General features: G+C 67.5%; 10 protein-coding genes and 1 pseudogene. 4 read left to right on the top strand and 7 right to left on the bottom strand.

Annotated features, from left to right (window positions below; all coding sequences use genetic code 11):
- Positions 1-64 precede the first annotated feature (64 nt).
- From GK109_RS14935 to GK109_RS14920, 4 genes and pseudogenes are all read right to left on the bottom strand, one after another.
- Positions 65-807, bottom strand: a pseudogene (locus GK109_RS14935) (cation diffusion facilitator family transporter).
- A complete protein-coding gene (locus tag GK109_RS14930) occupies positions 804-1,130 on the bottom strand; it encodes a helix-turn-helix transcriptional regulator (protein WP_157241491.1) in 327 nt (108 codons plus the stop codon). Before GK109_RS14930 ends, GK109_RS14935 begins: the two are co-directional and overlap by 4 nt.
- A 67-nt stretch (positions 1,131-1,197) precedes the next feature.
- Positions 1,198-1,635: a hypothetical protein gene (locus tag GK109_RS14925; RefSeq protein WP_157241490.1), complete on the bottom strand. Its 438-nt coding sequence runs from the start codon at positions 1,633-1,635 to the stop codon at positions 1,198-1,200.
- Positions 1,632-2,957, bottom strand: a complete 1,326-nt coding sequence (locus GK109_RS14920) for a serine/threonine-protein kinase (protein ID WP_231754877.1) — start codon at positions 2,955-2,957, stop codon at positions 1,632-1,634. Before GK109_RS14920 ends, GK109_RS14925 begins: the two co-directional genes overlap by 4 nt.
- An 88-nt stretch (positions 2,958-3,045) precedes the next feature.
- Here GK109_RS14920 and GK109_RS14915 point away from each other — a divergent pair, with 88 nt between their 5' ends.
- The 4 genes from GK109_RS14915 to GK109_RS14900 all read left to right on the top strand — a co-directional run bounded on the left by GK109_RS14915 (position 3,046) and on the right by GK109_RS14900 (position 9,895).
- Positions 3,046-5,589, top strand: a complete 2,544-nt coding sequence (locus GK109_RS14915; protein WP_157241489.1) for a DUF4118 domain-containing protein — start codon at positions 3,046-3,048, stop codon at positions 5,587-5,589.
- Complete coding sequence (locus GK109_RS14910; RefSeq protein WP_157241488.1) at positions 5,574-6,245, top strand: response regulator; 672 nt, start codon at positions 5,574-5,576, stop codon at positions 6,243-6,245. Before GK109_RS14915 ends, GK109_RS14910 begins: the two co-directional genes overlap by 16 nt.
- Positions 6,246-6,443: 198 nt before the next feature.
- Positions 6,444-8,426, top strand: a complete 1,983-nt coding sequence (locus GK109_RS14905) for an amino acid transporter (protein ID WP_157241487.1) — start codon at positions 6,444-6,446, stop codon at positions 8,424-8,426.
- 89 nt (positions 8,427-8,515) lie between these two features.
- Positions 8,516-9,895: a TrkH family potassium uptake protein gene (locus GK109_RS14900; RefSeq protein ID WP_157242990.1), complete on the top strand. Its 1,380-nt coding sequence runs from the start codon at positions 8,516-8,518 to the stop codon at positions 9,893-9,895.
- Between the two features lie 78 nt (positions 9,896-9,973).
- Here GK109_RS14900 and GK109_RS14895 read toward each other — a convergent pair whose 3' ends face one another.
- From GK109_RS14895 to GK109_RS14885, 3 genes are read right to left on the bottom strand one after another with little or no spacing between them, the layout of a single operon-like run.
- Positions 9,974-10,738, bottom strand: a complete 765-nt coding sequence (locus GK109_RS14895) for an ABC transporter permease (RefSeq protein WP_157241486.1) — start codon at positions 10,736-10,738, stop codon at positions 9,974-9,976.
- Complete coding sequence (locus tag GK109_RS14890; protein WP_157241485.1) at positions 10,735-11,517, bottom strand: ABC transporter ATP-binding protein; 783 nt, start codon at positions 11,515-11,517, stop codon at positions 10,735-10,737. Before GK109_RS14890 ends, GK109_RS14895 begins: the two co-directional genes overlap by 4 nt.
- A 25-nt stretch (positions 11,518-11,542) precedes the next feature.
- Positions 11,543-11,908, bottom strand: coding sequence for a DUF1048 domain-containing protein (locus GK109_RS14885; protein WP_157241484.1), 366 nt, complete (start codon positions 11,906-11,908; stop codon positions 11,543-11,545).
- Between the last annotated feature and the right edge of the window lie 2 nt (positions 11,909-11,910).

Here is an 11,910-nt window from a genome sequence, read left to right as displayed (position 1 = left end):
GTGCGGAAACCGGATCCTGGTTCCGCACTGCGGTCCGGACGTTCCCCGGGGTGGAGGCGGGCGCTCAGCGACCGGACGGCGGCGGCCCGGATGCCGGGGTTTCCGGAGCCGGCTGGGCGTCTGCCTGGCAGCCGGTGCAGCAGGCAGCGTCTTCTTCACCAGGGCCGTTGCCGTCATTGGCGTGCAGGACAGGGCAGCAGGCCTCACCCCGCCAGGCGTCGATTCCTTCACGGACGGCGATGCCGGCGATGACCAGGGCGGCCCCGGCATCGGCCCACCACCAGCCCAATGCACTGTTCAGGACCAGGCCAACCAGCAGCACGGCCGAAAGGTACGTGCAGAGCAGCGTCTGCTTGGAATCGGCCACGGCGGTCCTGGAGCCCAGTTCCCGCCCGGCGCGGCGCTGCGCCCAAGACAGGACAGGCATGACCGCCAGGCTCAAGGCTGCGATTGCGATTCCCGGCGCCGAGTGCCGGGCTTCTCCCCCGCCCGTGAGTGACCGGACCGCGTCCACGCTCACGAACGCGGCCAGGGCAAAGAAGGAAATGGCAATGATCCGCAGGGTCAGGTGCTCGCGCCGCCCGGATCCTTGGCGGTGAACTGCCAGGACAGCGCCAGGGCGGATGCCACCTCTATGACCGAGTCCAGGCCGAAGCCCACCAGCGCCGAGGAGTCCGCGGTCCCGCCGGCCCAGAGTGCCACCACGGCCTCGATGACGTTATAGCTGATGGTGGCGGCCGCGAACAGCCGGATCCTCCGGCTCAACACCGCACGGCGTTCCGGGGTTGGTGTGCGGATCAGCGTCATGCCACGCACTCCCCGTCCGGGGCGCAGCAGGCCGGATCCACGGCAAGGACAACGCCGATCAGGTCCTTGATGGCGTGGCCAAGCCGGGCGTCCGCGAGTTCGTAGCGGCTCCGCCGCCCGTCCTGGACAGCAACCACCAGTCCACAGCCGCGCAGGCAGGCCAGGTGGTTGGACATGCTCTGCCGCGAGACCCCCAGGGCGTCCGCCAAATCCGAGGGATAAGCAGGCGCTTCCGAGAGGGCCAGGAGAATCCGCGCACGGGTGGCATCCGACACCGCATAACCGAACCTGGACAGCACGGGGGCCTGAGTGAGCAATTCCATGGACTCAAAGTACATCCACAGATGTATTCAGGCAAGCGTGTACTAACGGCCGGAGGTTACTCCGCCTTTACCCGTTACCTTTGCCCTTGCCCTTCTCGGCGTCCTTCTTGGCATCCTCGAGCTGCTTTTCAGCCTCCTTTTGGGCGTCCTCCTTGTCCTCAGCGGCCGTTGGTTCCGCGGAAGGTGCGGGCTGCGGCTCCGCCGCCTGCTGCGCGGCCTCGAGTTCAGCCCTGATCTTGCTGATCGCAGCCTCCGCGCGCGCCTTCCGTTCGGCCGACATCAGGCCCTTTTCCGCTGCGGTTGCCACGTCCTGGCCCAGCTGTTGAAGCTCGGCGAGCGCCGCCGGAAAGTCCTGCTGCGCGGCGAACTGCTTGGCCGAGGCCACCCGGGCCTGCAGGCCTTCCGCCGTTCCTGCATCCACCTCCGACGCACCGGCGCAGGACGTCAACAGCACAAGCCCCAGGCAGGCGGCCAGGATCCGGACCGCGTGTTTTGTCCGGCTCATGGCGTGACGCTCTCTTCCAGTTCCTTGAAGTGCTCGCCCAGCGGTCCGGTGATGACCGGCTGGGGTGTTTCCACGGGGGCCGGAGAGGGCCGTTGGATGGCGGCCAGCAGGACTGCCGCGAGGACCAGCACCAGAACGGCGACGGCGGCAAGGACCCAGGGCCGGCGCCCTCCCATTGTGCCGGGCTTCTTCCACGGACGCCGCGCGATTGATGGCCCGCGGGCCGGCGCTTCAGGGATTCCTGCCCCGGCTTCAGGGATTCCTGACCGGGGAGCCCGCTGCCATGACGTCGCGTTGGTTGCTTCGCTGCCGGAAAGGGAGGGAATCCTGGAACCCCGGGTACCTGCCGGCGCTGCGGGCCCGGAGTTCCCGGACGGTTCGGGAGCATTTCCGGGCCGTTGGGGAGCAAGGACGCGGGTGGGCTGCGGAAGGGCTGCGGTGGCGGCCGTTGCCCCGCCGCCTGCATCGGCCAGCCCGCCCCAGTCTCCGGCCGTGCCGAATTCTGCGGCCACGGCCGAGGCCTCCGGCCGTGCCCGGGGGTCCCGTGCAGTCATGGCGGCGAGAAGCGGCACCCAGCTCGGGCCCAGGGAAGCGGGAATATCCGGGTCCCGCGAGAGCCTGGCCACTGCGGCCTCAAGCGGCGGCCCGGGGAATGCCACCTTCCCGGTCAGCGCCTCCAGCAGCACAAGCCCCAGCGCATAGATGTCCGCCGGCGGTCCAACCTGCTCCCCGCTGGCCTGCTCCGGACTCAAGTAGGCCGCCGTCCCCGGAACCATGTTGGTGGCGGTGACCCGGGCGCCGTCGAGCATCCGTGCGATGCCGAAGTCCGCCAGCTTGGGGCGCAGGGGGGAATCCGCCGTGTACCGGGTCAAGAGGATGTTTGCGGGTTTGATGTCGCGATGGACCACACCCCGGTGGTGGATGTACTGCAGCGCCCCCGCGAGCTCGGCGCCCAGCCGGGCCACCTCAGCGCCGGGCAGCGGGCCCGAAGCCAGCTGGCCGCGCAGGTCCACGCCGCTGACCAGTTCCATCACCAGGAACGGCACCTCCCGCCCGCCGCTCAGCAGGGTTCCGGTGTCGAAGAGCGTGACCAGGCCGGGGTGGTTCAGCCCGGCAAGCATCCGGGCTTCTGCCTGCTGCCTGCGCAGTTCGTCCGGATCGGTGACGTCGGCACGGAAGACCTTAAGCGCCACTTCCCTGCCCAGCACCACGTCGGTTCCCCGGTAGACGCTCCCCATGCCGCCGTCGCCAATTACCTGGCCAACCCTGTAGCGTTCGCCCAGGATCGTCCCGGCCATACCCGTCTGCGTTTCTTCCACCATGCGGCCCCCTGCCTTCAGTCCACCCATCACTCTAGCCAAACCACCATGTGCGCAGGGGGAACGATCGCGCAGGGGGAACAATAGAGCCATGGCACGAGGTAATCTGCGCATCTTTCTTGGGGCTGCGCCCGGGGCAGGCAAGACGTTTGCGTTGCTGGAAGAAGGCCGCAGGCTGGCCGGGGAGGGCTTCGACGTCGTCGTCGGTGCGGTCGCTGCCAAAGGCCGTGCCGACAATGAGGAGATGCTGGAGGGCCTGGAGCTGTGCCCGAAACCGGGGACCGAGGGCCTGGAAGGCGGGCTGGACGTCCAGGCCGTCAAGGACCGGGCGCCGGACATTGTCCTGGTGGACGACTACGCCGCCGCCTCGGGCGGTGTGCACCGGTGGGAGCAGGTGGACGCCCTGCTCGACGCCGGGATCAACGTCATCTCCACCCTGGACATCAGGAACCTGGAATCCCTCTCCGACGCGGTCCGGGAGGTCACGGGAGAGCAGGAATCACTCACTGTCCCGGACACCGTGGTGCGGGGCGCCGGCCAGATCGAACTGGTGGACGCCTCGCCTGAGCTGCTGCGCCAGCGGCTTGCCGACGGAAAGATCTACGGCACCCGGGAAGAGGCCGACGCCGCGCTTGCCGGCGTTTTCCGCATCGGCACGCTCGCCGCCCTGCGGGAGCTCGCACTGTTGTGGCTGGCTGAGCGCGTCGACGCAGACCTGTCCGACTACAAGGAATTGAAGAGGGTCCGGGAGAGCTGGCCGGCCCGGGAAAAGATCGCCGTCGGGGTGGGCGGGAAGAGCCGCGACCAGGTCCTGGTCCGCCGTGCCGCAAGGATGCTCGCCGCGGCCACCGGCGGGGAGCTCCACGTAATCCACGTCCGTACCGGCACGGAGGGAGCCGCGGAGTCCGGCAAGGACCTGGAGATGCTGCGCAGGCTCACGGCGGAATTCGGCGGCGTATTCCACGCCATCGGCGGGCGGGACGTCGGGCAGGCCCTGGTGGACTTCGCCCGGAGCATCAACGCCACCCAGATCATGGTGGGGGCCCCCTCGCGCCGGTCCCCCTTCCGGGGCCGGAGCGGGGTGGCAGCCGGTGTGCTGAGGGATGCGGGCGCCATGGATGTCCACCTCATCAACCACCTTCCCGGCCCCTCCGGCGGCCAGAGGCGGACGCCTCCCCGGCTGGGCCGGCGCCGGGAGATCCCCGCGTTTGCCCTGGCGGTGGGGCTTCCCCCTGCCCTGCAGTTCATCCTGGACCTCCTCCCCCACAACCAGCTGTCAACGGACATGCTGGTCCACCTGACCGGCATTGTGGGCGTCGCCCTGCTCGGGGGGCTTTGGCCGGCCGTGGCGGCGGCCGTCCTCGCAGGGCTCATCGTCAACTACTTCAGTGTCCGGCCGGTCGGGTCCCTGTCAGTCCTCGATCCGGAAAACGTCCTGGCGCTGCTCATCTTTGTCCTGGTGGCGGTGGCCGTCTCGCTGGTGGTGGACCGCTCGGCCAAGCTCAGCAAGGAAGCACACATAGCCGGCGCGGAGGCCGCCGTCCTGGGCGAACTGAGCCGCCGGGCCGTCGCCGAAGGCAACAGCATCCCCGCCTTCCTGGACCAGGTCAGGGAACATTTCCAGGTGAAGGGTGCCGGGCTGTGGGCCAGGCGCGGGACCGGCAGGTCCGCGGTCTGGGAGCTCCGGGAATTCTCCGGCGAACCCCGCCCCGCTGAAGTATCGGAGGCGGACACGGTGGAGCAGCTGAACGGGGACAGGATGCTCACCCTGACGGGAAGGGAACTCTCGCAGGACGAAAGGCGGCTGCTGGCCGCCTTCGGCGCACACCTGCTGGCCATGGTGCAGCGCGAGGAACTCTCTGCCAGCCAGCGTGAAAACCTGCGCCTGGCCGAGGGCAACACCATGCGGACCTCCATCCTGCGGGCGGTGTCCCATGACCTGCGCACCCCCCTGGCCGGCATCAAGCTGGCCTCCAGCAGCCTGCGGGACAAGAGCATCACCTTCGGGCCCGATGAGCAGGAAGAACTCCTGGCCACCATCGAGTACGGCGCGGACAGGCTGGACCGGCTGGTCAGCAACCTCCTGGACATGTCCAGGATCACGGCCGATTCGGTGGCGCCCCTCATCCGCCCGGTCTACTGGGTGGATGTGGTGGGCGAGGCACTGCGGGGAACGGACTCGGAGCGCCTCCGGGTGCTGCTGCCGGACAACATGCCCCCCGTAGATGCGGACCCGGGGATGCTGGAGCGCGTCATCGCCAACCTCGTGGAGAACGCACTCAAGTACGCCCCGGATTCCGATGTGGTGATTGCCGGCGCGGTGGGAGGTGCGGGCAGTGCGAGAATTGGGGATGTTCCCGCCAGTGAGCTCACCGTGGTTGATCACGGCTCGGGCATCCCCGCCGATGAGGTCCTGGCCATGTTCCGGCCCTTCCAGCGCGCGGATGACACCACTCCGGGGACGGGGATCGGCCTTGGCCTGGCTGTCGCAAAGGGGTTCACCGAGGCCATGGGCGGGGTCCTACTGGCTGAACCCACTCCTGGCGGGGGCCTGACCATGGTGGTCCGGCTGCCGCTCTCCACCGGCGCCGCGCCGGAACCCGGCATAAGGGGGGCATCATGGCAACAGTCCTGATTGTTGACGACGAGGTCCAGATCCTCCGTGCGCTCCAGATCAACCTGAACGCCAGGGGCTATTCCACCGTGACCGCGTTCACCGGCCAGAGCGCGCTGGAGCAGGCTGCGCAGCACCCGGTGGACATCATCATCCTGGACCTGGGGCTTCCCGACCTGGACGGCGTCGAGGTCATCCGCCGCCTCAGGCGTTGGAACAAAGTGCCCATCCTGGTCCTCTCGGCACGGCACGGCTCCGAGGACAAGATCCTGGCCCTGGACGCCGGCGCGGATGACTACGTAACCAAGCCGTTCGGGATGGATGAACTCCTTGCCCGGCTCCGCGCCGCCCTGCGCCGCGGGGCCCCGGGGGACGCCCCGGTTGTGAAGACGGATGTGTTCACTGTTAATCTGCCCGCCAAACAGGTGACCCGCCGCGGAGTGCCTGTGCGGCTGACGCCCACCGAGTGGAACATCCTGGAACTGCTGGTCAGGAACAGCGGCGCCCTGGTCACCCACGAGGACATCCTTACCCGGGTGTGGGGCCCGGGTTACGCGGACGAGACCGCCTACCTGCGGGTCTACCTGGCACAGCTGCGGCGGAAGCTTGAACTGGACCCGGCCAACCCCCGGCACCTGCTCACTGAAACCGGCCTGGGGTACCGCTTCCAGGAGTGACCCTCCGGACCCGGTGAATCCCTGCGCCGCTACACCCTGCGCTGCTGCGGCAGAGGCGTTAAGAAAGCATTAAGATCCCCGGAAACGCCCGTTGGACAGGAACTGCCCGGTGCTAGGCTCCGGTGGTTACAGCACAGTGCCGCGCCTGGAAACGGGGGCCGGTGTGTCCTCATCCGGCAGAAAAGAAAGACACGTCCCTTGACGGCTCCCGCCCAGTTCTCCCTTCCCGCCACCGTTCCCAACCCTGAACGTGAAATAGTGCCCGGCAGCGCCTTCACCCGGTGGCTGCTTGAACACCGGGTGCACCAGCCCGTCGGCCCGGAAGCCGCCGAAGCCCATGCCCCGCAGCAGAGCTGGTGGAAGGTCATGTGCCTCACCGGGGTGGACTACTTCTCAACCCTGTCCTACCTTCCGGGCATCGCGGCCCTGGCCGCCGGTGCGCTGTCCCCGCTCGCCACCCTGCTGATCGTGGCCCTGACGCTGCTCGGAATGCTGCCCATGTACCGGCGGGTGGCCAAGGAAAGCCCCCACGGGCAGGGGTCCGTGGCCATGCTCGAACGGCTCCTGCCGTTCTGGCGAGGCAAGGTCTTCGTGCTGATCCTGCTCGGCTTCGTGGCCACGTCCTGGATCGTCACCATCACCCTGTCAGCCGCCGACGCCTCCGTGCACCTGCTCGAGAACCCGTTCCTGCCGCACTTCCTGGAAGGCCAGGCCGTCACGATCACCGTGGTCCTGCTCCTGATCCTGGGCGGGGTGTTCCTGATGGGCTTCTCCGAAGCCGTGGCCGTGGCCATCCCGCTGGTAGCGGTCTTCCTGCTGATGAATGCGGTGATCATCGGGGCAGGAGTCATGGAGATCTTCACTACCCCCGGCGCCCTGAACGGCTGGACCTCCGCCCTCACGTCCTCCGGCGGAGGCTTGGGCGGGGTCGTCGGCCCGGCCCTGATGGCTTTCCCCCTGCTGGTGCTGGGGCTGTCAGGCTTCGAGACCGGCGTCAGCATGATGCCCCTGGTGGCCTCCGAAGGCGCCACTGCCGAGGAGAAGCTCGCCGCCAAGATCAAGAACACCCGCAAACTCCTGACCGCAGCCGCGGTCATCATGAGCGTGTACCTGATCGGCAGCAGCTTCGTCACCACGGTCCTGATCCCTGCTGAACAGTTCCAGGACGGCGGCGAAGCGAACGGCCGCGCCCTGGCATACCTTGCCCACGAAAAGCTCGGCAACGGCTTCGGCTCCGTCTATGACATCAGCAGCATCCTCATCCTCTGGTTCGCCGGCGCCTCGGCGATGGCCGGCCTGATCAACATCGTGCCGCGCTACCTGCCCTCCTACGGCATGGCCCCGGACTGGTCCCGCGCCGTCCGCCCGGTGGTGCTGGTCTACACGGCCATCAGCGTCCTGATCACCATCGGCTTCAACGCCGACGTCAACGCCCAGGCCGGTGCCTACGCCACAGGCGTCCTGGCCATGATGGTTTCCGGCGCCATCGCCGTCACCATTTCCGCCATCCGCCGGAAGCAGCGCGCGGCGTCCATCGGTTTCACCGTGCTCACGCTGGTGATGCTCTACGCGCTGGCCGCCAACGTGATCGAGAAACCGGACGGCATCACCATCTCCGCGTTCTTCATCCTTGGCATCATTGCCATCTCCCTCGTCTCCCGCGTCAGCCGCACCACTGAGCTGCGCGTGGACAAAATAGAGTTCGACGACGGCGCACGCCGCTTCATCAGGGACACGCTGGAGTACGACGGCCGGATCAACCTGATCGCCAACCGTCCGCAGGACCGGGACGGCGCCGAGTACAGGGACAAGGAAGCGGTGCAGCGGGAAAACAACCCCGTGCCCGGCACCGCGGATGTCATCTTCCTGGAAATCGACATCACCGACCCCTCCGAGTTCAGCGAGACCCTGGAAGTCCGGGGCGTGGAAGTGGACGGCCACAGGATCCTGCGGGCAAACAGCCCGGCGGCACCCAATGCCATCGCCGCGATCCTCCTTGCGCTGCGGGACGGCACGGGTGTCAAACCGCACGCCTACTTCGAGTGGTCCGAAGGTAACCCGCTGGCCCACCTGATGCGCTACCTCCTCCTGGGCCGCGGCGACACTGCCCCGGTGGTCCGGGAAATCATCCGCGAAAACGAACCCGACCCGGACCGCCGCCCGGGCATCCACGTGGGATGAGCCTGCGCAGGAGCGGCCCGCCGCCGTCGGATTCGCCGAATGCCGGGAACCCCGGCACGGAACCGGCCAATGTCGCCGCAATCCAGAAGATGCTCCGGGACGCCAAAAGCGGGAAGGAAAGCAAAAAGGACAACTTTGTCCGCCGCCTGCTGACCCACCCCGTCAGGGCCGTCCCGGTGGCCTTCCTGCTGGTCATCATCACGGGCGGCGCCCTGCTGATGATCCCGGCAGCCCGGCAGGACGGGGGCTCCGCGGAGTTCATCGACGCGCTGTTCACCTCCGTCTCCGCCGTCTGCGTCACGGGCCTGATCACCGTAGACACCGCCACCTACTGGACACCGTTCGGGCAGGGAATCATCCTGGGCCTCATCCAGGTGGGCGGGTTCGGCATCATGACCCTGGCAACGCTGCTGGCGCTGCTGGTCCGCAAGAGCATCGGCCTTCGCGGCCAGCTTGTGGCCCAGTCCGAGACCCACACCCTGAACCTGGGGGACGTCCGGGCCGTGCTGCTCCGGGTGGCCAAGATCATGCTCGGCTTCGAGGCAGCAACAGCCTTGATCCTGACCGCCCGGTTCTGGATCGCTTACGACCAGAACCCTGCCACCGCCCTGTGGCACGGGCTGTTCCATGCCATCTCAGCGTTCAACAACGCGGGCTTTTCCCTCTTCAGCGACAACCTGATCGGCTTCGCCGAAGACCCGTGGATCATCGTTCCGATCTGCCTCGCCGTGATTGCCGGCGGGCTCGGTTTCCCGGTGCTCATCCAGCTCACCCGCGCTGAGGTGGCGCCGAAGAACTGGACCGTCCACCTGCGCCTGACCGTCTACGGAACGCTGCTGCTCCTGGTGGCCGGCTTCGCACTGTTCGCGGCCTTCGAGTGGAACAGGCACCAAACCCTGGGCCCGCTTTCCCTGACGGGCAAAATCCTGGGCTCCTTCGCCGGCAGCGTCTTTCCCCGCACCGCCGGCTTCAACAGCATTGACTACGGTGCCGCTGCCCCCGAAACGCTGATGGTCACCAACATCCTGATGTTCATCGGCGGCGGCAGCGCCGGCACCGCCGGTGGTATCAAGATCACGACGTTCCTGGTGCTGGGCTTCGCCATCTGGAATGAGGTCCGCGGCCGCGACCAGGTGACCATCGCCCACCGCTCCATCAGCTCGTCCTCCCAGCGGCAGGCCCTGTCCGTCGCACTGCTGGGGATCGCCGCCGTCGTCATTGGAACCATGCTCCTGCTGATGTTCACGGACTACAGCCTGGAAAAGGTCCTTTTCGAATCCATCTCCGCATTCGCCACGGTGGGCATGAGCACCGGCATCACGTACGACCTCCCCCCGGCAGCGAAATGGGTGCTTATGGCGCTCATGTTCACCGGCCGCATCGGAACGGTGGCGGTGGCGTCAGCACTCGCCCTGGCGGCCCGCCCGCGCCTCTTCCGGCTGCCGGAGGAACGGCCCATCATCGGCTGACCTCCGCCAGGGCCGGTACAAAGGCGTTCCGCCGCGACGGGCCCCGTCCGCAGGGAACCCTGCTTCAGGGAACCCTGCTCAGCGGATCCTGCGCCGGTAGGCTGCGATGGCGAAGCCGTAGGCCAGGGCGAGGAGGCCTGCCAGCCAGGCGACGGCGGTCCAGGCGTCACTGCCCACGGGTTCCTGGGCCAGCAGGGCCCGGAGGGTATCCACGACGGAGGTCACGGGCTGGTTCTCTGCGAACCACGCGACCGGGCCGGGCATGGATCCGGTAGGCACGAACGCCGAGCTGATGAACGGAAGGAAGATCAGCGGGTAGCTGAACGCGCTCGCCCCGTCCACGGTCCTCGCGGAAAGGCCGGCGATCACGGCGATCCAGGTCAGTGCGAGGGTGAAAAGGACCAGGATGCCGGCGACGGCGAGCCAGGCGGCCGGGGAGGCCCCGGTGCGGAAACCCATGATGAGCGCGACGCCGATGACGATCGCCACGGAGGCCAGGTTCGCCACCAGGGAGGTGAGCACATGGGCCCAGAGGACGCTCGGCCTCGCGATCGGCATGGACTGGAAGCGTTCGAAGATGCCGCCCTGCAAGTCGAGGAACAGCCGGTAGGCAGTGTACGCGACGCCGGATGCGATGGTGATGAGCAGGATGCCGGGGAGCATGTAGTTGACATAGGACTCGTCGGATCCGGTGTTGATGGCGCCGCCGAACACGTACACGAACAGCAGCATCAGCGCGATCGGGGTGACCGCGGTGGTCATGATGGTGTCCGGGCTGCGCAGGATGTGGCGCAGCGAGCGGCCGGTGAGGACGCCGGTGTCGCCGAGGACGCGGGTTGTCATCGGAGGTCCTTTCGTGCCCCGCCGACCAGGGTGAGGAAGACATCCTCCAGGGAGGGCTGCTTCTCGATGTATTCCACCCGGGCGGGCGGGAGGAGTTGCTTGAGTTCGGCGAGGGTTCCGTTCTGGATGATGGTCCCCTCGTGCAGGATCGCAATGCGGTCGGCGAGTTGTTCGGCTTCCTCGAGGTGCTGCGTGGTGAGCAGGACTGTGGTGCCCTGGCCTGCCAGCCTCTTGACGGTCTGCCAGACCTCGAGGCGCGCCTGCGGGTCCAGCCCGGTGGTCGGTTCGTCGAGGAAGATGACCGGCGGGTTGCCGATCAGGCTCATGGCAATGTCCAGCCGGCGGCGCATGCCACCGGAGTATGTTGATGCTTTCCGGTCTCCGGCTTCGGTGAGCGAGAACCGGGCCAGCAGGTCGTCGGCGATAGCTCCGGGGTCCTTCAGGTGCCGCAACCTGGCCACCAGCACCAGGTTCTCCCGGCCGGTAAGCACTTCGTCGACGGCGGCGAACTGGCCTGTCAGGCTGATCGCCCCGCGCACGTCGCCGGGGTGCGTGGCGACGTCGAAACCGTGCACGGTGGCAGTGCCTGCGTCGGCCTTCAGCAGCGTTGACAGGATCCGCACGAGGGTGGTCTTCCCGGCTCCGTTCGAGCCGAGCAGCGCGAAGATACTTCCCGCCTTCACGTCGAAGTCGACGCCCCGCAGCACGTGCAGGTCCTTGAACGACTTCTCGATGCCGTGCACCCGGATGGCGGGTTGCACGGCCTGGTCTGCGGTCATTTCCGTTCCTTCCTTAGCGGCGCGGTTACGCGCCGTCCCCGGATGCTTCGTCAATGGAGTCAGCCAGGCGCTTGCGTTCCTTGTTGATCCATTGCCCGTCCGCGTAGTTCTGGATAAAGGTGTCGGCGAACTCCACGGGGTCCTCCCCCACGATGTCGCGGATGGGCGTGCCGTCAACGGCCGCCCGCTCAATCAGGTCTGCGAGGTCCTCAAGCATCTGCATGAGGACCTCACCCTTGACGATGGACCCGGCATACATGAAGTAGCGCTCAAGTCCATCGATCGCCGTCCGGTAGCTCTTGGGGAGTTCTTCCTTGCGGGCCTTGTACCGGCGCCAGCGCTTCTTGTCCTCGAAAGGGCCTGTAACCCGCTCGATCCATCCTGGGGCCATGG

It is taken from the genome of Pseudarthrobacter sp. GA104 (assembly GCF_009741265.1).
Lineage (GTDB): Bacteria > Actinomycetota > Actinomycetes > Actinomycetales > Micrococcaceae > Arthrobacter.
The sequence above is the reverse complement of the archived record's forward strand: the minus strand, read 5'-3'. Positions and strand labels throughout refer to the sequence as shown.

What these genes read in the sequence shown, in the direction of transcription:
- GK109_RS14910 (WP_157241488.1), top strand. Translation starts at nt 5,574, where the DNA reads ATGGCAACAGTCCTGATTGTTGACGACGAGGTCCAGATCCTCCGTGCG.
- GK109_RS14900 (WP_157242990.1), top strand. Translation starts at nt 8,516, where the DNA reads ATGCTCCGGGACGCCAAAAGCGGGAAGGAAAGCAAAAAGGACAACTTT.
- GK109_RS14925 (WP_157241490.1), bottom strand. Translation starts at nt 1,635, where the DNA reads ATGAGCCGGACAAAACACGCGGTCCGGATCCTGGCCGCCTGCCTGGGG.
- GK109_RS14915 (WP_157241489.1), top strand. Translation starts at nt 3,046, where the DNA reads ATGGCACGAGGTAATCTGCGCATCTTTCTTGGGGCTGCGCCCGGGGCA.
- GK109_RS14885 (WP_157241484.1), bottom strand. Translation starts at nt 11,908, where the DNA reads ATGGCCCCAGGATGGATCGAGCGGGTTACAGGCCCTTTCGAGGACAAG.
- GK109_RS14890 (WP_157241485.1), bottom strand. Translation starts at nt 11,517, where the DNA reads ATGACCGCAGACCAGGCCGTGCAACCCGCCATCCGGGTGCACGGCATC.
- GK109_RS14930 (WP_157241491.1), bottom strand. Translation starts at nt 1,130, where the DNA reads ATGGAATTGCTCACTCAGGCCCCCGTGCTGTCCAGGTTCGGTTATGCG.
- GK109_RS14895 (WP_157241486.1), bottom strand. Translation starts at nt 10,738, where the DNA reads ATGACAACCCGCGTCCTCGGCGACACCGGCGTCCTCACCGGCCGCTCG.
- GK109_RS14920 (WP_231754877.1), bottom strand. Translation starts at nt 2,957, where the DNA reads ATGGTGGAAGAAACGCAGACGGGTATGGCCGGGACGATCCTGGGCGAA.